The sequence below is a fragment of the Providencia sp. PROV267 genome (assembly GCF_028477825.1).
GTDB lineage: Bacteria > Pseudomonadota > Gammaproteobacteria > Enterobacterales > Enterobacteriaceae > Providencia > Providencia stuartii.
The window spans coordinates 110,805-132,391 of the sequence record NZ_JAMPLX010000023.1; the positions used below are offsets into that span (position 1 = coordinate 110,805).

Here is a 21,587-nt window from a genome sequence, read left to right on the forward strand (position 1 = left end):
GCCTCTGCATACACCTTAAACACATGAGCCAACGCATAGTAAAAATGCCATGCGTTGCGAATCCGTCTTAAAGCGTTTGTATGGCATCTTGATCTATAGTTGTTCCATTTAGAGAAATAACACCGCTATTCACGAATAGACGACAAAGATCTGTAGGCAAAATAGCACCACCATCTAAGCCTCCATTATTCATACCCAAACCCGCATTAACATCGGCTAGCAACGTTGATTGGTCGAATTGCTGAAATGTACCTATTGTCGCAACAGCAAATTTTGCTACCTCGTAAGCCAAAAATTCTCACTTACAGGGTTACCTTCAGCATCTTCCCATGTCAGTTTAGCTTCATACTTCAAGGGGCTTTGCATGTGAAACGCAGCATTGAGTTTTACACGTGAATTTGGCTTCATTTCTGGGTGAGGTAGTTTATGCTCGACATCGTACAAGGGATTTTCTGAGCAGTTTACTAACTCTAGATTCAGGTTATACGCAGTACCTTGACCAGCATTTGTGATATAGAAAAAACTGTTTTTTCCTAACCTTTGTATCGTCACATTAAACTTAGGAAGATTTTTCGCTTTGTTTTCTTCTTCTAAGTTTTTGAGCTGAACTTTTGATAGTTCAGCTGTGACTCGTTCAAGCTCCAACTGTTCTTGAGCTATTTTTCGAGTACGAACTAAAGAGACTAGCGACACAACAATAGCCAATAGCGAAGTCAGTAAAGTAAGTAATTCGTATTGGCTCATTTGAAACGACCTTTAAACGTTTTTTTAAGCATCTTATCTAATTCTGCTTTGATTTCAGGAATAACAACTTCTTTTGCTTGTTCAACTCCAATTTCTTTCAGATCACCAAGCATGATCTCGAAATTACAATTAGCACATTTCACGAAATCATCATCTTTGACATCTTCAGGCTGTTCAAACTCAGTATGTCCACATTCAGGACATTTGATACTAATATGATCAGTTTTCAACATACTTGCCTCCTAAATCGTATAACAGTATTTTTTAACTAGACACCTTCCATATAAGTGTAGAGAAAATACCAATTACAATCACTTATCTCATTGTTTTATTAGATTAAAAATAAATACAAAATTTAAAATGAAGGCAGTTTCGGTATAATATCCCATACACAACTGACTACATATTCAGTTATTAGAAAAAATAGGTCAAATAATGACAAAAGAAGTGTGTCCTAAATCTGAGGCTAGCTGACTTTGGGGCAGAAATGAGTTTGGCAACATCGTCTCTTTTAGATTTCAATCAGCACAGAAAGCACTACCTCTATAAGAACTATGCTTTAGTTCAGTTCATCCTTGCAACCGTAGATATTAACCATTAAGACAGATGTTACACTTTCAGGGATGCATAACAATAATGTTTGAAACTTTTTTGCCTTCGCAGTCCGTTCTTTCGTGTCAATAGAAGGTATGTATGACAATAAAGATCAATACTTAGATTCAATCAACGTGCCTATCCAAAGAAAAATTGTGACAACAAAGATTGAAACTCACTTTTGGACAGAAGTGAGCCAGTGATTTTGCTAAATTATTGATTCTTTAATTACCTAAAGTATGGAAACTAGCTTAACGGTGACAAAAAATTATTGAGCTTCGAACTCCGAAAATGTAACATACACACTGTGTTTCATAGTGGTGACAGGTCTTAGTAACTGTCCACTCTTAGCAATAAGAGTGAAACTAATTTCGAAGGGTTCGCCCTTAGTGTATCTCGTATATGCTTACTCCAGTAGGAGTGTTAACTTATTGTAAACTAAACTACCTCTATGAAGCACCCCCCCAACATTAGGAGAAGAAGGTGGCTTTAGCAGACAATATTTGGTGGACAAGAAAAGCTCGAATCCAAACAGAGAAACGACTTTTATCTAACGCTTTTCACTCACAAGTAATACTACTCTGGTATTCATTCTTCTCTGTCGCCGTATCCGTTTATTATCTAAATAACCCACAAAATGGAATCGAAGCAATCTCTTGGGTTGTATATTCTGTCCTCGTACTTTGCATTTCAGGTTTCATCAATGGGCTTTCATTTAAGGAAAGAGCAAACCTAATCAAAGAATGTTATGAAAGTTTGAATAGCATTATGCATCAAGCCTCCAAGCCAAATCCTGATTTGGACACTTTATCAACAGCCTACGAATCTAAGCTAAATGCTTGTGAAAACCACACTGACAAAGATTTTGCCATCGCACTATGCCAAGAGTATTGGGCAAGTACTAGCAGCGTAAGACAAGTAAGCAAAGATTTCCATTCAGACACCTCGGAAAACAAACAACAACCCAAACAAGCTCTTACTAGAATACCAACATCACATCACTGGTTTTTAACAGTATCTTATTTTGTTGTTAGATTGTTAACTCTTGTGTTTTTCTATGTCTTGCCAGTACTGATATTGCTTGCATTAAACTCGTCTTTATTCTTATCCACTCCAACTTGTACTGGTTGATAAAATGCGTGTACAAGACCAATTTAATAAAGAGTTTAGGCACGAGAATCTAAAAGAAATCTTTTCCAATTATGTTGTATATTCTGGTGCGACTGGCATAGACAATATGAATCAGTATTCTTTTAGAAAACAGTTAGACCCACAAATTGAAATCATTTCTCGTAAAATGATTGAAGGTTCGTATACGTTTTCCAAGTACAAGCTAAAGTTGCTGACTAAAGGGAGAAATAAAGCCCCTCGTGAAATCTCTATCCCGACAGTGAGAGATAGAATTGCATTACGTGCAATGTGTAACTTTCTACAAGACAGATTTGCAGAATCAGTGAAGTTCACGCTTCCTCAAGATGTCATTAAAGATGTCAAGGCTCACACTTTATCTGGTGACTTTGATAGCTATATTAAGTTAGATGTTTCGAATTTTTATCCATCGATAAGACATAAAAACCTACGCTCTCAATTGAGAAAGCGCATTAGGCAAGATCACATACTAGACATGATCTTTTCGGCTGTCACTGCCCCTTCAGTTCTAGTTTCGAGAAAGGATGATAAGCCAAGTGAAGTAGGCGTACCTCAAGGGTTGGCTGTTTCCAACATCCTTGCTGCCATCTACCTCCAAAACATTGACAAATTTTTATCTGAATTGCCTAACGTAAAATGCTACCGCTACGTTGATGATGTATTAGTTCTTTGTTCTGCTGATCAAGCACGTGATCTAGCACAAATCATTATCAAGAAGTTTCGCAATATTGGTTTAAAAATACACAGCCCTGAGAACGCGCCAGAGAAGTCAAAAATTGACTCACTTGCTAACGGTTTTGATTATCTTGGGTATCAATTTACCAATGAGCATATCTCTGCAAGAAACGGTTCGATTGAAAAGTTAAAGGCTTCTCTTGCAGGAATTTTTACAAGCTATAAGCACTCTAAAAATAAGAGCTTAAAAATTTTAGAATGGCGATTGAACCTACGAATCACTGGCTGTGTGTTTGAGAAGAAATGTAAGGGTTGGCAATTTTTCTTCGCTGAGATCAATGATGAAAAACTACTCCACAGACTAGATCATTATGTCCTGCGCTTATGTAAGCGTTTTGAGGTAGAAATCAAACCTAAAAAGTTTGTTCGTACTTTCAAAGAAATTAGCCACAACAAATATAACACCAGTTATGTACCAAACTTCGACCAGTATGACGTACCTGAGATGAAAGAGGTGTTAGTTCAATATTTTAGTTTTGATTTGACCAATATACCTGATGAAGAAATTCGTTACCACTTCCATAAAAAAATAGGTTCTCAAGTCAGAGAGCTAGAAGTTGATGTGAAAGACTTTGGTTACTAGGTTACGTGTCCGGTTAAACAAGGGGAGATGTTTCCTCGATCCTATAGATGCCAGACAGGCATTACTGGCATTAGGTAAAATAGACCAAATAATGATTCAAAGACGTGAGGCTTAAACTGTAACTAACTTGCTTTGGGGCAAAAGCTTGTTAGAACAAAAGGCAGACTGCGACAAATAGCATCGAAAAGTTTCGGACTTTATTGTCATGGTTTCAGTATTCATTGTCGAGTTTCAAGCTTTAATGTCCTCTGACACCTGGACCCTCTCAAGTAACGATACTGCCTCAACAACAATAAAAGTTGCCGAGTTGACGATGGCTGAATTGGAACAGTGAGTGGGATATCGACAATAAGGGTAGTGGACAGTTTACTGTACGTCCGCACTTCGCTCAGACCAGCCGGTCAGGCTTAGTTATGTTCTACCCAACACCTGTTAGTTCAAGTCTGAGCTAATACATATCAGATAACGGGAAGTGGACATCATCAATATGCTACATATGCGTGATCGTAATACTTCGTCATTCATCTCTGGTCACTATCACGAAACCTTTTCTTTTTTGCCTCCTGCATCGCCTGATGCCTTCTTCGTCTGGGCACCTCATTGGCGCCAAATATAATAACAAAAAAAATTAATGCAATAACAATAAATAAAATAATCATTTGCCGTCCTTTTTCAGTTTTTTATCAATCCCATCCTCTTCCTTTTCAATCGATTTTTTACGACGTTTTTCAAGAGCGTCCGAAGACTTTTTCCCTGCAAAAGCTGATGAAATTGCAGTCACTAATAACCCAACAGCAGCCAGGATGTTTTTACTTTGTGACAAGACCATATTCCTCGTTCAGAAATCTGTAGAAACCTTTGTCTATATTGCCGTTATCGAAAGGTTCCCGGCCATGGACATCAATTAAAGTATTACGCAGTTTTTGTATCTGCGACTTTAAATCATCCACCGTCATTTCACCAGAAGCGTACTTATACCTCAGCAGTTCAAGCGAGACAATCGTTTCGAGTTGGGCTACATCAGTGGCCTTAAGATCTTTGCTTTGCCGCAAACGCTCAGCTGCTGCTGTTACTACAGTAGGCTCGCAATAATCATCGGAGTCTTCAAAATGATAAAAGTTTTTTGTATTAGTGGCATGGTTTACTAAGCGCATACAGTTTTTACCCAATTGTCAAAATTTGATTCGCTGTCATTAAGTACGGAAATAGATTTCTCGTAATGAGTCATGACCTGACGATGCTGTTTATGAACTATCAACACCGATCGGGCACTGTTCCAGAGGAACGGGCCAGCAATAAGGTAGTTCAGCTTTCCGGTTCGCCCAAGAGTTCCTGTTACCAGCAGAATCATCTGTATAACAAGTGCAGTGCCATAAGCGATCACCGCAAGTTGCGTCTTATGTAGCTCTTTTTCATCTTCTGGAGTATCCAGTCCCCTATGAGCAAAAGCGGCATAAGAGAGTAAAAGCAGCTTCATGACAGCGTAGCTAGATATATCAGCTGTGTTTATAGTTCCGTATTCATCTCCCAGAGCTTCCATCAAAGGGTTAGAAGCCGCATAGCCTGATGATTTGGTGGGATCCTCTTTCCATTCTGTAAAAAAAGAAGAAAAGGGTAAAGGTAACCCTTTCGTTGTGGGTAAATCGGAAAGATAGTGGGTCAGAATATGCAGGATTGCTTTAAGATGCAGGCCGAGTCCACTGCTCCCGGGAAAATTACTTTCGAGGTATTTTAGCACCAGCGAATATACAGTTTGCCCACCGACATCTTGCCCATCATACGTATAACCGTCTGGTAGTTTCTGATTGAGATTAAAGTCGTGCCCAAAGATAGATCGATGGTTAGCACCTGCCCGGTAATCTAAGGGACTGGTACCTTTACCCACAGGCTTAAAATATTCATGCAGCTTTACGAACTTTTCTTCCAGTGCATCGGCATAGAGATTTGTCATATGTGCAGCGCCAACCCCCATGATCCCAATGCAAATTGCCACAACAATATCATTGGAATTGAGTGCACGATAGTCCGTCGATATCTCCAGGTCGGCAAGCATCGTCTTGAAGTCTACCGTATCGATTGCCATTTTGGCCCGGTCATCCAGAGACAAGTGAGCGGTGGTCGGGTCAACTACAATTTCACCCGTATGCCGCTTTACCAGATAGTCCAAGTTGGTTGCTCTTTGATTCCAGTATGCATCTTCCGGTTCTGCTATGAAAACCGATTTAATTTTGTACCATATATTCGCCATTACGTCCTCATGTGCTTTTTTAAGCAGAGCTATGTTCAAGGCTGGCTGTCCGTCAGCATGACGGAATAGTGGATCCCATGTGACAGACTGATTGATAAAGGCTTATTTAGTGTCCGCGGGATGGCCTATGGTGCAAGTGGTATTGTCCTAACAATGCCTCCTACCAGACGGACATTCACATATTGCTTGTGATCATAGTAATTTATCTCACCACTGATCTAGGCCATATTGTTTCCTTTATCTGCGTACAAATGACCAATTAGCTCGTATTGTAATAGAAGGAACCACATCATCATAGGACAATGGAAGCATATTAAAAAAAGAATATGCTTCCTCATCTGAGATTTGGTCGGTAAATCTACTATCAGAATAAATGATAAATTCAACAATCGATATTATATCGGCGTTCTCATTAAGCAATTTGCTATTGCGATAGGATAGCAAACTTGCTCGCAACATGCTGTTTTCGTCAATCATAAAAATCCTTTATCCAAATACTCATTAAGGCTCGTGAAAATTAACTTGAACAACAATCATCCAATATTTATCCTTTAGCAGGAGATAATACCAGTGTAATGCGAGTATTTACAACATTAGACACAAATAGTTTATATGCAAAATGAGAAATGGCTTTCCTATTTATATAAGGGGACATTTAGAGCCTATCTCAATAGGAGCTAAATTCATCACCTTACCCAGCCATATCGATGTTTAAAAGTCAGGCTGTATAAGGTTTTGGTTACAGTGATAATATATTTTTTATGCGGTAATTAATCCCTATTGAGATAGGCTCTTATTATAATTAATTAGGTTGGAGCCTATTCCGTACTTTATATCCATCAGTCCAGCTTCAACCCGTAGAGATGATTGAGTCAGTGTGGATGAATAACCGCGTAGAGCGGATCAGTTTAATGTGATGATGCGATGCCAGTCATGACTTGATAAACAGAGTATTAAGACATTGCTTGAATGGGATAAACAAGACGCATGATAAATGATGGTCTGAAACAAACGGTAGGGGCGAAGTCATATAGGCTTTCGAAGATAGCGCAGTTGCCACAAGCAATCCGGGATCGCATTGCTCACATCGATTTCACCTTATTGTTTAAGGGGGAAGCGGTACGGGCAGATTTAGTCGATCGCTTCAGCATAGCGGCTACACAAGCAACGAAAGACTTCTCGCTATACAGAGTGCTTGCACCAGGTAACATTGAGTATGACCAAAAGCTCAAGCTGCATAAACGAGGTGAAGCATTTGAGCCCTTGTTCGACTACGACGTCGTTCGAACATTGGCGACAATTAGCCAAGGGTACGGAGATGGTTTTACTGGCAAGATAAAACCGCCTTTTGCGTGTGAAGCGCCTTATCACCTTAACAAGCCGAGTTTATCGATAGTGGCGAAAGTCACCGAAGCCATCCATAAAGGCAAAGCCTTGCGTATCACCTATGTGTCGTTATCGAGTGGTGAAACAATACGTGAAATTGTGCCGCATACGCTGGTGGACAATGGCCTGCGTTGGCATGTTCGTGGTTTTGACCGCGAGCATGGTGAGTTCCGTGACTTTGTATTGACCCGAATTAAAGCTGCGGTTGTGCTTGAAGACTCCACTTTGTCTGAAATGGAGCTCGAACCCCAAGACCGGCAATGGAATCGCTTTGTAGAGCTAGAATTAGTGCCGCATCCTCGTATTGAGCACAGCGAAGCGATTGAGCTAGACTATGGCATGACGTGGGGCGTGATGAAAGTTGAGATTAGAGCGGCAACGGCAGGCTATTTACTCAGACAATGGAATGTGGATTGTTCTTCCAACGCCACACTAAAAGATGGTGGAGCTCAATTGTATTTAAAGAACAGAGCAACACTTTATGGAGTTAAAAACATCATGCTAGCTCCAGGGATTGAAAAAGAACTTGGTAACTAATGCACAAAAACGAACTTGGCGCAGGGTATAAATTTTGATGAAAATAATCGATAACCTTAACAACCTATTAGGTGACGAGCTTCAACAGACGCTGGCACCGAACACAAAGTTAAAGATTGCTGCGTCTTGCTTTTCTATTTATGCGTATGAGGCTCTCAAAAAGGAGTTAGCGAAGATAGACTCACTTGAGTTCATCTTCACATCACCTACTTTTGTCGCGGATGAAGTTACCGATAAATTCAAAAAAGAAAAACGAGAGTTCTTTATCCCCAAAGCTGAGCGTGAACGCAGCCTTTACGGAACTGACTTTGAAATACAGTTAAAGAACAAGCTCACTCAAAAAGCGATCGCTAAAGAGTGTGCAAATTGGATCAGAAAGAAAGCGACATTCAAATCAAACAAAACTGATTCTCCAATGCAGTCGTTTGTTGTGACGGAAGCACCTAGACAGCAAACAGAGACAAAGAGTGCAGTTTTTGCTCCGGTTAGCGGGTTTACGGCGGTTGATCTAGGGTATCAGCGAGGAAATGCTATTTCGAATTTTGTGCAAAAAATCGATGAGCCAAATTTCACAGCCCAGTACTTACAGTTATTCGACCAAATTTGGAAAGACCCTGCGAAGCTCCAAGATGTTACTAAAACCATTTGCGAGCATATAGAGTCTGTCTACCAGGAAAACTCGCCTGAAAAAGTCTATTTCATTATTTTGTATAACATTTTTAATGAATTCCTTGATGATATTACAGAGGATGTATTACCAAATGATCGAACCGGCTATCAGGACACCTTGATTTGGAACAAGCTATTTAACTACCAAAAAGATGCCGCGACGGGGATTATCAATAAGTTAGAGACCTATAATGGCTGCATTCTGGCTGATAGTGTTGGTCTTGGTAAAACTTTTACAGCGTTAGCTGTCATCAAGTATTACGAGCTCAGGAACAAGTCCGTACTTCTACTATGTCCGAAAAAATTGGCGGATAATTGGCTCAACTTTAATCGAAACCTAAAAACAAATATCTTTGCTAAAGACCGTTTTAGTTACGATGTTTTGTGTCACACAGATTTGAGCCGAACCTCTGGCGAATCCTTCGGTACTCCGTTGAATAGAATCAACTGGGGTAACTATGATCTGGTCGTCATTGATGAGTCGCATAACTTTAGAAATAACGATGCAGTGAAAGATCGAGAAACTCGATATCAGAAACTGATGAATAAAGTGATTCGCGCTGGCGTAAAAACCAAGGTGCTGATGCTATCAGCGACACCAGTGAATAACAGATTTACTGACCTAAGGAATCAACTTGCACTGGCTTATGAAGGTGAGTCGAGCAATCTCACAAAGCATCTTAAAACCACAAAAAGCGTGGAACAGATATTCAACCAAGCACAAGCTGCATTTAACGCTTGGTCCAAACTAGACCCAGAGACGCGAACAGCTAAAGCCATTCTCGATGCCTTAGATTTTGACTTTTTTGAACTGCTTGATAGCGTCACTATCGCTCGCTCACGAAAGCACATCACAACTTTCTACGACACAACAGATATTGGCCATTTCCCTGAACGTAACAAGCCAATATCGTTTCATTGTCCGCTTACTACTCGTTCGGATGTAGTAAGCCTGAATGAGATCTTTGAACAGCTTAAGCTACTCAAACTATCTGTTTATGCGCCAGTGAGTTATATCCTCCCGAGTAGATTGAAGAAATACGAGGAGATGTATGACACGCAAGTTGAAGGCGGAAAAGGTAAGTTAAAGCAAAGCGACCGTGAAAAAAGCTTGGTTGCATTGATGACAACGAACCTTCTAAAGCGTCTTGAGAGCTCCGTATACTCGTTCAGAAGCACCTTGCAATCTCTCCATGATAACCATGTTCGTGTTCTAGGTATTATCGACGAATTCTATAAGCGAGACGGGCAAACCGAAGTTAGCAGTCTCGTTGAAGCGCTTGAGTCTATTGAAGCAGATGAAGACGATATGCCTTCTTATCACGATATGGAAATCGGCAACAAGATCAAAATCAAGCTGATGGATATGGATCTTCCATCCTGGCAGCAGGATTTAGATGGTGATTTGGAGCTGATCAAAGGGTTACTAGATTCTGTTAGCAAAATTAAGCCAGAAGAGGATGCTAAGTTGCAGCATCTGAAATCACATATTGCTGCAAAAATAAATAATCCGATAAATCCTGGAAACAGGAAAATCATCGTGTTCACGGCGTTTGCTGACACCGCTCAATATCTGTACGAGCAGTTGTCACCTGTGATGTTAAGCGAGCATAGAATCCATACTGCGATGATCACTGGTGGTGCCAGTTTACCTAAGACCACCTTAAAAACCGGACGAAAAGGTTACGACACACAAGAAGTGCTCACCTTGTTTTCGCCAGTTTCCAAATCGAAAGCAAGTGTATTACCTGACGAACCCGCTGAAATCGATTTGTTGATTGCTACAGACTGTATCTCTGAAGGACAGAACTTACAGGACTGTGATTACTTAATTAACTTTGATATTCATTGGAATCCAGTTCGGATTATTCAGCGCTTTGGGCGAGTTGACCGTATTGGCTCGCCGAATAAATGCATTCAGTTAGTTAACTACTGGCCTGATATATCGCTGGATGAGTACATCAACTTAAAAGAACGTGTTGAAAGTCGAATGACAATTGTTGACGTGACAGCGACCGGTGATGATAACGTTCTAAGTAGTCAAGCGAATGATGTGTCGTACCGTAAAGAGCAGTTAAAGAAACTACAAGAAGAAGTCATCGAGCTTGAAGATTTAAAAACGGGGGTTTCTATCACCGATCTAGGTCTAAACGAATTTCGAATGGACCTGCTAAATCTAATGAAACTCTACGGCGAACCAAGAAATGCACCAAGCGGCATGCATGCGGTGGTTGAAGCTAAGCCAGAATTAGGGTTATTGCCTGGCGTGGTGTTTGCGCTGAAAAACGTCAATAACAGTATCGATAGAGATCTGCAAAACAGGCTCCACCCTTATTACCTTGTCTATGTATCGAATGAGGGGCACATCGTCGCTAATCATTTTGAGGTAAAGAGATTATTAGATTTAATCCGCAGTAGCTGCAAAGGGCAAACAGAGCCGCTCAGTGATATTTGTGCGTTATTTAATCGCCTAACACAAGACGGTCGAGATATGCAGCGTTACTCTCACCTTCTAACCGATGCCATAAAAAGCATGGTTGAAGTTAAGGAAGAAAAAGATATTGATAGTTTGTTCAGTGGTGGCGCTACCTCTGCTTTAGTGAATACATTTGCCGGGCTTGATGACTTTGAATTGCTGGCATTTATTGTGATCCAGCAAAAGCATCTGATGGAGAATAGTGCTCAGGATGAGGTTAGCTAGTTTATGAACTCACCTTGGATATTTCCTGACAACGCAAAGTTCGGTCGAGTCGTGCCTAAGAACAAAATATATGAGCACAGCGCGGCAACCACTGGGTTGAAGTCACTTTTTGTAGAGCAAGTAGATCAAATTCTTTGGGCTTACAAGCTATCGCCTAGCACGCTGAATATTCCCCAAACCAGTGAGGTCAGTGAAATACAGGTTTTCAGTGTGAAGCTTAAAGGTGACTCGATAGACGACAGCGTACTTAAAGCGATTGATTTGGCCATACCTTTTCCCATTCTATTTGAGGTATGGGGTGCTAGTGGTGAGCAAGGCCATTACGCCGCTTGCTATAAGCGTAAGGCAGAGAACGATCAGGCCAAATGGGTTTGTAGCCGTTATTTGTTCTCAGAAACGTTCTATTTAGTTAATGCATCAACAGTAACTTCTGAAGTTTTGGTTTTGCCAACTGCAATCGATATGGCGCAGCTGTATCAAAAGCTTCTTACGCGCTTATTACCCATACCCAAACGAACCGCCGAGAGTATTGAAGAGGTCATTGAACGCTTGATGGCAATTCAGGCATTGGAAAAGCAAATCTCGCAATATAAGAAGAAGGTTCATGCTGAGAAACAGTTTAACCGCAAGGTTGAGCTCAATAAGCAGTTAAAGAATTTAAGGTGCGAGCTTGAAGAGTTACTCGCATAAAGAATATACAGATAAACAATGTTAATCAGTTAAATAGTGCCCGCTTTCATTATGGCCTAAATAGTTGGTGTGGTAGCTAGGCGACAAGTGAGTGAACCCCTGAGCATAGTTTTTCTATGTGATTGGGGTGAATGAACGCAGTTAACAACGCTACCGCGACAAATATGACGGCGATAAATGTAAGGCATCACGCAAAAGGTAAAACACATGGATAAATTAAAGATGCACAGCCCCGACATGACGCAGCAAAACATAGAGAAAATTCAGGCGTTGTTTCCGAACTGCGTGACGGAATCAAATGGTGCTAACGGAGAGCTAAAGCTGGCCATTGATTTTGACCAACTTAAACAAGAGCTATCAAATTCAATCGTTGAAGGCCCGCAAGAGCGCTATCAGCTGAACTGGCCTGGTAAACGAGAGGCACTACTAACAGCGAATGCACCTATCGCAAAAACATTAAGACCTAGTCGAGAAGAAAGTGTCAATTTTGACACCACTGAAAACCTCTTTATTGAAGGCGATAACCTCGATGCGCTAAAGATGTTGCAAGAAACTTATTTAGGCAAGGTTAAGATGATCTATATCGACCCTCCTTACAACACTGGAAACGATTTTATTTACAACGACGATTTCTCTGAGAGAAATGATCTTTTTTTAAAGCGATCAAACCAAGTAGATTCAGATGGTAATCGCTTAGTCGCAAACAGGGATACAAATGGTAGGTTCCACTCTGATTGGTTAACTATGATGTATTCAAGATTAAAGTTAGCCAGAAATTTGTTATCTGATGACGGCGTTATATTCATCCATATAGATGACAATGAGGTAGATTCTCTAGGGAAAATCTGTAGCGAGATATTCGGTGAGCAGAATTTTATAAATATTATTACCGTTAAAACTAAAATAGGTGGAGTATCTGGAAGCTCTGAAGGAAAGAGCCTGAAAGATGCTACTGAATTTATTTGGGTGTATTCAAAAAATAAAGAGTCAACGTTCCTTAACCCAGTTTATATAAAAACAAAACTTTCAGACCGTATCAAGAGTTACGAAGAAGAAGGCAAAAGTTGGAAGTACACATCAATAATCACCAACTTGGAAAACAAAGTTCTTATCAAGGAAGATAAAACTAAAAAAATCAAATTCTATGGATATGAGAATTTGCAAACAATGTCTCTATCAGCATTTGCCAGATCGAAAGGGATCACGATAGATGAAGTTTACAATCAGTTCGCAGATAGGATATTTCGCACTACAAATGCCCAGAGCAGTGTAAGGCAAACTGTAATCAGAGAAACGTCCGGACATGACTTTCCAATGTATAGTTGTGTCTATACACCAATAAAAGGACGTAATGAAGGAACAGAGATTGAAGTTTTTTATAAAGCAGGGTCAACATCAGAACAACGTAACATGGTTATGTTTTTAGCTGACGTAGTAGAAAAAGTTGATAATACCTATTACTACATGGATCGTATTACTACTCTTTGGGATGACATTGAGTACAACAACCTCACAAAGGAGGGAGACACTGAATTTTCTAATGGTAAAAAACCAGTAAAACTACTCCAAAGGTTAATTTCTTTATCGACTGATAAAAGTAGTATTGTATTAGATTTCTTCGCTGGAAGTGGTAGCACTGCCCACTCAGTAATGGCGATTAATGCTGAAGACGGCGGAAACCGAAAATTTATTATGGTTCAGTTGCCGGAAGAGTGTGATACAGAGTCAGCAGCGTTCAAAGCTGGCTACAAAACTATTGCTGAGATTTCTAAAGAACGCATCCGCCGAGCTGGTGCAAAAATATTAGCAGGCGAGTGCCACAAAGACTGGAATAAAGACGTTGGATTCCGAGTACTTAAAGTGGATACCTCGAATATGGCGGATGTTTACTACTCTCCAGATCAAGTTACTCAGGGTTCGCTAGACTTATTGGTAGATAATATTAAATCAGACCGCACTGATGAAGATTTACTCTTTCAAGTACTGCTGGATTGGGGCGTCGATTTAACCTTACCAATCAGAAAAGAAACGATTCAAGGCAAAACAGTTTTCTTTGTTGATGATGATGCATTAGTGGCCTGTTTTGATCTGCGTATAAATGAAGTATTGATTAAAGAGTTAGCCATAAAAGAACCACTTCGCGTAGTATTCCGTGATGACGGCTTTGAGTCTGATGCAGTAAAAATTAATGCCGAGCAGATTTTCAAGCAAGTGTCCCCACATACTGAAGTTAAAGCGATATAAGGAGGGAGTATGAAGTTAAAGTTCAAAGTCCAACCTTATCAAACTGTTGCCGTAGAGTCGGTTGTTGACTGCTTTGCGGGACAACCTAATACCTCCGGCGTAACCTACCGAATCGATCCTGGCGTTGCCAAAGATAAATTTGGCAACGCTGGCTGGGATATGAGCGACCAGGATGGTTTTAAAAATGCTGAACTCGCGCTCACTGAATCGCAGCTATTGCAGAATATCCATGGTGTTCAAAGTAGACAGAACCTCCCTGTTTCAGAAGCGTTAATAAGCAATTCCAGCTCTAAGATTAATCTCGATGTTGAAATGGAAACCGGTACTGGTAAGACATATTGCTACATCAAAACCATCTTTGAGATGAATAAGCGCTATGGCTGGAGCAAATTTATTATCGTTGTGCCTAGCATCGCCATTCGTGAAGGTGTTTATAAGTCGCTGCAAATCACAAGTGAGCATTTTGCTCAGAATTACAACGGTAAAAAGGCTCGGTTCTTTATCTATAACTCGAAACAATTGCATCAGTTAGAAAGTTTTTCTTCTGACAGTGGCATCAATGTGATGGTCATCAATATTCAAGCCTTTAATGCGTCAGGAAAAGACAATCGACGTATTTATGAAGAGTTGGATGACTTCCAGTCTAGGCGTCCTATTGATGTTATTAGTGCAAACCGTCCAATCCTGATTTTGGATGAGCCGCAGAAGATGGAAGGTAAAAAGACATTAGATGCCTTAGCCAAATTCAAACCACTGATGGTACTTCGATATTCGGCCACGCATAAGACAACACATAATAAAGTGCATCGCCTGGATGCGCTTGACGCTTATAACAATAAGCTGGTTAAGAAAATTGCCGTTCGTGGTATTTCAGTAAAAGGCTTGGCGGGAACGACAGCCTATCTATATTTGGAATCCATCGAGATCTCGAAAAAAATGCCAGTGGCTCGTATAGAGATCGAGGTTAAACAACAAAATGGCATCAAACGCATACCCAAGAAGGTTACTAAGGGCGATAATCTTTTTGATCTTAGCAATGGTCTGGACCAGTACCGTGACTTTGTGGTTACTGATGTCAACGCGATTAACGACACGGTTGAATTCAAAAATGGCCATGTTTTAACCGCGGGCGATGCCACGGGAGACGTGACCGAAGAGACAATTCGCCGCATACAGATCCGCGAGACAATTAAAGCGCACCTTGAAAAAGAAAAAACACTTTTTAGCCAGGGTATAAAGGTTCTCTCTCTATTCTTTATTGACGAAGTCGCAAAGTATAGGGATTACTCTCAAGCGGATGAGAAAGGTGATTATGCTCGCGTCTTTGAGGAAGAGTACTCCTTGCTTGTACAGGAGTATCTTGATGAGTTGACCCTTTTACCGAGTGAGCAGAATGATGCCTATAAAGCCTATCTATCGGCCATTGAAGGCTCTAGAACGCATAATGGCTACTTCTCAATTGATAAGAAATCAAATCGTCTTCAGAACCCTGGCTTTAAAGTTCGTGGTGAAGATGCCGGGCTATCAGACGATGTAGATGCCTATGACTTGATTCTAAAAGATAAGGAAAAGTTACTGTCGTTTGAAGAGCCTACTCGATTTATCTTTTCACACTCGGCCTTACGCGAGGGTTGGGATAATCCAAACGTATTTGTCATGTGTATGTTGAAACACAGCGACAATACTATCTCTCGTCGTCAAGAAGTTGGACGTGGTTTACGTCTGGCCGTCAATAAACATGGTGACAGACAGGACCATCCGGCAACTGTGCATGAAATTAATGTTTTGTCGGTGATTGCAAGTGAAAGCTATAAAGACTTTGTCACGAATCTGCAAAAAGAGATCAGCGAGTCTCTCTCTGCGAGACCTAGAAAAGCAGATGAAGCTTATTTTACGGGTAAGATAATTACAACGGCTGATGGCCCGGTAGAAGTAACACCTGTCATGGCTAAGCAAATTTATAAGTATTTGCTTAAAAATGATTATACCAATGACGCTGACGATTCAATCGCGCCATCATTCCACCAGGCTAAGGCTAGTGGGCAGTTAGCGCCAATGCCTGCTGAGTTAGAGCCTTACCGAGAGCAAATATTGACCCTGATTGACGGTGTTTATAGTGAAGCGCAATTGCCAGGTGTTGGTGATGATCGTAAACCTAAAAACAATCCTTTGAATGCTAATTTTGATAAGAAAGAGTTTCAGGAGCTTTGGCACAAAATCAATCGCAAAGCGGTTTATAAGGTTGATTTTGATTCGTCTGAGTTGATTAAAAATTGTATTCGAGTGCTCAATAAAGAACTTAAGGTAACGCCTCTTCAATACACCATTCAAGATGGTGTTCAATTGGATGGCATTACCGACGAACAACTCAAAGCTGGACAAAGTTTCAAGGTGAAAAACACTGAGACTGAAACTCATCAATCGAGCATTCATTCTGCTGTTCGTTATGACTTGGTTGGTAAGTTGGCTGAAAATTGTGTGCTGACTCGCAAAACAGTCGCCGAAATACTGATGGGTATAGAACCTGTAGTATTTGCACAATTTAAGCAGAACCCTGAGCATTTTCTCGCTGAGGCTTCACGCCTTGTGAAAGAGCAAAAGGCATCTGTGATCATCGAGAAGCTATCATATGATCCAACGAACGAATCTTATGATGTTGATATATTCACGGCAGAGCAAAAAATCACTGATATGACAAAAGCCGTTAGTGGCGTTAATAAGCATATTTATGATTATGTAGTCGTTGATTCACAAGGTATTGAGCGGGACTTTGTTACTGAGCTCGATACAAGCAAAGAAGTCGTGGTTTATGCAAAACTGCCTCGTGGTTTTCTGATACCGACGCCTGTTGGCGACTACAACCCTGATTGGGCGATTTCTTTCAAAGAAGGAAGTGTTAAACACATTTACTTTATTGCTGAGACTAAAGGAACGATGTCTTCGCTTGAATTGCGTGGCATAGAAGATCGCAAGATTGAATGTGCTCGGAAATTCTTTGAAAAAATTAATGCAGAGATCACGAGTGAAAACGTCAAATATGATGTTGTAACGAGTTACTCGAAATTGATGGAAGTCGTAAACGGTTAGATATTAATGTCACCAATATGGGCTGCTCTTTCTAGGATGGGAAGCCCATTTTTGATTTTGGATGGGATCTTTTATGGTTACTTTTGACCAGCTGATGCAGCCACTCATCATCGCCCTGAACAATCTTGGCGGCTCAGGCAGTATTGATGAAATATACGAGGAGGTCGTGGAGCTAGAAAAGTTTGATGAGCAGACTTTAGCCGTGTTGCATAACCCCGAAAAGAGCAGCCAAACAGAGGTTGGTTATCGATTGGCTTGGGCGAGAACCTACCTCAAAAAAGCAGGATATCTTGAGAATTCATCAAGAGGCGTTTGGGCTTTGACTGATAAAGCCAAGCAAAATGCTAAGCTGGATAGTCGAGAGATTGTGAACTTTGTCAGAGAGCTTGACCGAAAGCCTGGGGGGTCAAAAAGTTCTTCTTCAGAGCCAGAGCTTTCGTCTAATGATTCACCAGAAGAAGCTATGGCTTGGCGTGAAAAGTTACACCATGTACTCATTGAAGAAATGAGCCCTGATGCTTTTGAGCGGTTAACACAGAGGTTATTGAGAGAATCAGGCTTCATTCATGTTGAAGTGACTGGTCGCACGGGGGATGGTGGTATCGATGGCAAAGGAATTGCCCGAATCAATGGTTTGATGAGTTTTCATATTGCCTTTCAGTGTAAAAAATACAAAGGCTCAGTTGGGGCACCAGAAATCCGAGATTTCAGAGGGGCAACAGTAGGACGTTCAGATCGTGGGATGTTTATAACAACTGGCAGCTTTACAAAAGCAGCCATTGAAGAAGCCAACCGTGATGGTGTTGCTCCGATTGACTTGGTTGATGGTGATCAGTTAGCCGATAAGCTCAAAGAACTTAGTTTAGGTGTTAAAACAGAGTTGGTTGAAAAAGTAACAGTTGAACCAGACTGGTTTTTAAGTCTTTAGCTCTATCATCGCTACAGATAAGTGCAAGTTTCTTGCGACTATCTAACAACCTAATTGTTAGTGAACCTTCACACTATCGTGTCGGAGGTTCACTATGTTCAAAAACCTATTTTTTCAAGCCAAAGCATTACCAGAGCTGTCATCTCAACTAGATACAGAAATTCCACGCTACTCGCCATTCCTGAAGGGGGTGCCAGCTGCGTCACCCGAGGATTTGCAGTCCACACAAGACGAGCAAATTGCCAAACTGCTCCCAGATACTTGGTTTTAATCTGCTTGATTTCCAAAGGCTCATTCAGCCTTGCATTGATCATTGTGGTGGATTTTTTGAAGATCATTGACACCAGTGGCAGACCTGTTGAGAAAAAAGAGCTTGAACCAAGGTGGCGTGTTGCAGTGGCCTTCGGCGTTTTGTTCCATGATATTGGTAAGCTCGTATCAGAATATTCCCTAACAGACGAGGATTGCGGCTATTAGTGGAACCCTTTTAAAAGACAGGTAGCGGGCGCTACCTGCCTAAGTCGCTTCTAGTACTGACTATAGCCTATCGTACGGTAATTCGAACTGTAGTGTTTAGAATATTCTTTAGCTAGGTAATTTAATCGTTCTATTACGGTATTATAGTCATCGCTAAAGGATAAGGCTTCTCGATTTAAACAGTACCGACAGTTCTCAGGGTAGTGAACTATCGTACTGACATCATCCTTATTACAATTATGAAAGGCTATAACCTATGCTACGTGAATTCGCATTATAATGTTTCGAGTGCTCTTTCGCTAAGTAGCTTAGCCTATTCATCAACATCGCTCGATCCGCTTCAAACGTTAAGGAATTCTGATTTAAGCAATACTTACCGTTATTAGGATAGTGTACTAATGCGCCAGTCGGGTCTGAGATAGGGTCTAATTGGAGCTGTAACGCACTGTACCACGCTGTAGTAATCATCGTCCGTAAACTAGGTTCATCTAAGTTATAGTCTCCTAGGTGATAGTAGGCGTCTTTATTGAAGATTAATACACAGTGGTAGTGAGGGAGCTCAGAACTGGATTGTTCTTTTACCCATACGTAACGCAATCGGTTAAGGTAAGTACGTTGACCTTTTCGCCTTTTACTGTATTGATAATGTTTAAGCTTAGCGTTTAATGAATCAATGAAACGAGATATCACTTTATCTAGGTTAATAAAGCAGGTTGGCATATCACCGTGATTATCTATGACAGGAAACCGTAAGTCTACACGTAATGCCATAATACGTGTATAGTCAGTTAAGGAACGGGTTAAGGTCTTTTCTATGATTCTTATATAATCAGGGTTATAAATGGAATCGTTATCATTAGACATAAGTATACCTTAGAGCCATGGGTAATGGCTCAGTGATTAATTTAAAGGGTAGGGTATAGGTAATGAGGGTTACCTATACCCAGTTTGCGTTAATGGTTAATTCGATTACATACCTAATGATGAATATGTATTTATAGTGATATTCACTAATAGGATTATATGGCTAGTAGATATATACCAGTTAATTAATAGATCTATATATGGGATATTAGATTAAATAGATCAGTAATAGATTAGAAGTATATTACCTATCCAACATCAATAATATCACTCAGCCCCCTTTATATCAGAGTTGATTAACAAATAACCACTCTGGAGTTAATGCGTATAACTAGAAAAAATAAGGATTTAAATGTAATTCTATGCAATGATACCTAACGTTTCACTGTAAAATCTTGGTTTAAATAATTTTGACTGCCTATTGCCTCCATCATGGGAATGTACTCAGAAGGTCCATCTTTAACCTGTAATAAATCATTTAAATCAAATCGGTAAATATACGTTGTTTTATTTTTTTTCTTTGAAAAGAATTCAAGTCTAGATGCTAATATAAAAAGTGATTTATCCAATCTTTTTGAGTCCCTTAAACTGTTAGGGCCATATTGTCGAATGTAGTTCTTATTAATTTCTTTTATATTATTTTTATCAAAAAAATTATTTAGCCATACAGATAGAGTATCGGCATCTCGATTAGCCATGGAGATTTCATCATTAGCTGGAAATAACTTTAGTTGTTCAAGATAAAACCAGTGAACTAGTTTTCCCGCAGATTGTAAGCTATCTAATGAGATTAATTTTTTATCATATGAAAAATAATGTATTATCGCTGCTAAGCGGAGCCAATGCTCAGCCATTTTAGAGCCAAACTCCTTATGGTGATAAAGTGTGCCTGATTTCATCAAATTTTTCTCTATATCATTATAAGTATCAATCCAGTGAGCTTTTGCTTCGTCAGAAAGGGATAGGTTATATCTTATATTAATTCTATTGCGATTTTGTATTGTTGTTAATGATAATATTTCTGTTAAGCGATGATGAAATTTAGTTAAATATTCAGAGTATGATGTTGTATCTGTAATTATTCTATAACCTTGGGTTGATGCTGGTTGGCTAATCAAACATCGGGCAAAAAAGCCAATATCTTTAGCTTTATCTCCCTTTTTTTGTATAAATTCTTTGAATATAGTAGGTTGAACCATTAAGGATAATGTCATTCTTGCATCTTTAATATATTGATCTTCTTCACTCTTACGAGAGACAGAAAATGGGCTCCCATCCCACATCTTATTAATGAAGCCGAGCTCATTCAGAGCTCTCCCCTCGAAAACAACTCCTGCTTCATCTGACATCAAGCCTATGGAATTAGAGCCTTTGCTGAGGTGATCTTTAATTGCTTGTGGTGTCGCATCATTAAAACAAAATTTATATAGAATGGGCTCTTTGGGCTCAGAATTAGACAAAACTTTAAATTGTGCCTCAAAATCAGATAGGTCATTACCTTTTTGGTATGCGGTAGTAATGAGTTTAGATAATGACTTTTTCTTGAGGTCAAATAACTTTTTATCATGGCGATAAGCACTCATTTCAGTTTGATATTTTTGATTAAGTTCAGCCTCCATTTGATAAATGGGTTTCATGAATAGTTTATCGACGGTACTTTTCCTTTCCCCTGATTCAGCTAAAGTTAGAAAAAAAAGAGAGACAGGCATACTATCATTATTATATCTCAAAACGTTGATTTGGTTCTGACAAGCTAAAGACATAACTCCTAAAGCAGATACAGCAATTAAAGGAATGGGCGCTTGGGTATTTTTGTGAACTTCATTAATGGCATCTTTGATAATGTTCGGTAGAGCATCAATGGGGAATGTATTTTTATTCATATTTAAATTTCTCTATTTAAAACTAATTAAGTTAACTGCTACTCCTGCTATTAATAGCAGAAATAGCA

The 21,587-nt window shown here is 39.9% G+C and carries 17 protein-coding genes and 1 pseudogene; 9 read left to right on the forward strand and 9 right to left on the reverse strand.

The features are described from left to right. Positions 1-67 precede the first annotated feature (67 nt). Genes PR709_RS15550 through PR709_RS15560 form a run of 3 tightly spaced genes read right to left on the reverse strand, consistent with a single transcriptional unit; the run spans position 68 to position 977 of the window. Positions 68-292 carry a hypothetical protein gene (locus tag PR709_RS15550; RefSeq protein WP_047254848.1) on the reverse strand — a complete coding sequence of 75 codons (225 nt, stop codon included), beginning with the start codon at positions 290-292 and terminating at the stop codon, positions 68-70. Continuing rightward, on the reverse strand, positions 277-744 hold the full coding sequence (locus tag PR709_RS15555) for a hypothetical protein (RefSeq protein WP_047254849.1): 468 nt from the start codon (positions 742-744) through the stop codon (positions 277-279). The genes PR709_RS15550 and PR709_RS15555 overlap by 16 nt, the downstream gene beginning before the upstream one ends. After that, a complete protein-coding gene (locus tag PR709_RS15560) occupies positions 741-977 on the reverse strand; it encodes an ECs_2282 family putative zinc-binding protein (protein ID WP_047254850.1) in 237 nt (78 codons plus the stop codon). Before PR709_RS15560 ends, PR709_RS15555 begins: the two co-directional genes overlap by 4 nt. Positions 978-1,821: 844 nt before the next feature. Here PR709_RS15560 and PR709_RS15565 point away from each other — a divergent pair. Together PR709_RS15565 and PR709_RS15570 are read left to right on the forward strand one after the other, a co-directional pair. Next, positions 1,822-2,469 carry an SLATT domain-containing protein gene (locus PR709_RS15565; protein WP_272570979.1) on the forward strand — a complete coding sequence of 216 codons (648 nt, stop codon included), beginning with the start codon at positions 1,822-1,824 and terminating at the stop codon, positions 2,467-2,469. Positions 2,470-2,473: 4 nt separating this feature from the next. Next, positions 2,474-3,805 (forward strand): reverse transcriptase domain-containing protein, encoded by a 1,332-nt coding sequence (locus PR709_RS15570; protein ID WP_154632373.1) that lies wholly within the window; start codon positions 2,474-2,476, stop codon positions 3,803-3,805. A 655-nt stretch (positions 3,806-4,460) separates the two neighbouring features. On the opposite strand, the gene PR709_RS15575 is transcribed toward PR709_RS15570, so the two are convergent. The 3 genes from PR709_RS15575 to PR709_RS15585 are packed head-to-tail and all read right to left on the reverse strand — an operon-like array spanning position 4,461 to position 6,053. Beyond that, positions 4,461-4,628 (reverse strand): hypothetical protein, encoded by a 168-nt coding sequence (locus PR709_RS15575; protein WP_272570980.1) that lies wholly within the window; start codon positions 4,626-4,628, stop codon positions 4,461-4,463. Continuing rightward, a complete protein-coding gene (locus PR709_RS15580; RefSeq protein WP_272570981.1) occupies positions 4,615-4,959 on the reverse strand; it encodes a hypothetical protein in 345 nt (114 codons plus the stop codon). Before PR709_RS15580 ends, PR709_RS15575 begins: the two co-directional genes overlap by 14 nt. Further along, the gene (locus PR709_RS15585; protein WP_272570982.1) at positions 4,950-6,053 is read right to left on the reverse strand and encodes a hypothetical protein; all 1,104 of its coding nucleotides are present in this window, start codon (positions 6,051-6,053) and stop codon (positions 4,950-4,952) included. Before PR709_RS15585 ends, PR709_RS15580 begins: the two co-directional genes overlap by 10 nt. Positions 6,054-7,040: 987 nt before the next feature. Between PR709_RS15585 and PR709_RS15590 the strand changes: the two genes are divergently transcribed. The 7 genes and pseudogenes from PR709_RS15590 to PR709_RS15620 all read left to right on the forward strand — a co-directional run. Beyond that, on the forward strand, positions 7,041-7,976 hold the full coding sequence (locus tag PR709_RS15590; RefSeq protein ID WP_272570983.1) for a WYL domain-containing protein: 936 nt from the start codon (positions 7,041-7,043) through the stop codon (positions 7,974-7,976). A 37-nt stretch (positions 7,977-8,013) separates the two neighbouring features. Next, a complete protein-coding gene (locus tag PR709_RS15595; protein ID WP_210853283.1) occupies positions 8,014-11,346 on the forward strand; it encodes a helicase-related protein in 3,333 nt (1,110 codons plus the stop codon). A 3-nt stretch (positions 11,347-11,349) separates the two neighbouring features. Further along, positions 11,350-12,036 (forward strand): DUF4391 domain-containing protein, encoded by a 687-nt coding sequence (locus tag PR709_RS15600; protein ID WP_210853285.1) that lies wholly within the window; start codon positions 11,350-11,352, stop codon positions 12,034-12,036. Between the two features lie 207 nt (positions 12,037-12,243). Continuing rightward, positions 12,244-14,280 carry a site-specific DNA-methyltransferase gene (locus PR709_RS15605; RefSeq protein WP_272570984.1) on the forward strand — a complete coding sequence of 679 codons (2,037 nt, stop codon included), beginning with the start codon at positions 12,244-12,246 and terminating at the stop codon, positions 14,278-14,280. Positions 14,281-14,289: 9 nt separating this feature from the next. Then, on the forward strand, positions 14,290-17,367 hold the full coding sequence (locus tag PR709_RS15610; protein WP_272570985.1) for a type III restriction-modification system endonuclease: 3,078 nt from the start codon (positions 14,290-14,292) through the stop codon (positions 17,365-17,367). Positions 17,368-17,461: 94 nt separating this feature from the next. Further along, on the forward strand, positions 17,462-18,295 hold the full coding sequence (locus tag PR709_RS15615; RefSeq protein ID WP_272570986.1) for a restriction endonuclease: 834 nt from the start codon (positions 17,462-17,464) through the stop codon (positions 18,293-18,295). Positions 18,296-18,389: 94 nt separating this feature from the next. Beyond that, positions 18,390-18,769 (forward strand): annotated as a pseudogene (locus tag PR709_RS15620) (MobH family relaxase); the annotation flags it as partial. A 53-nt stretch (positions 18,770-18,822) separates the two neighbouring features. Here PR709_RS15620 and PR709_RS15625 read toward each other — a convergent pair. From PR709_RS15625 to PR709_RS15635, 3 genes are all read right to left on the reverse strand, one after another. Beyond that, complete coding sequence (locus PR709_RS15625; RefSeq protein ID WP_226693778.1) at positions 18,823-19,023, reverse strand: YagK/YfjJ domain-containing protein; 201 nt, start codon at positions 19,021-19,023, stop codon at positions 18,823-18,825. Beyond that, entirely contained in the window at positions 19,010-19,636 is a 627-nt protein-coding gene (locus tag PR709_RS15630; protein WP_272570987.1) for an inovirus Gp2 family protein, read from the reverse strand. Before PR709_RS15630 ends, PR709_RS15625 begins: the two co-directional genes overlap by 14 nt. A gap of 374 nt (positions 19,637-20,010) precedes the next feature. Next, complete coding sequence (locus PR709_RS15635; protein WP_272570988.1) at positions 20,011-21,519, reverse strand: YfjI family protein; 1,509 nt, start codon at positions 21,517-21,519, stop codon at positions 20,011-20,013. Positions 21,520-21,587 lie beyond the last annotated feature (68 nt).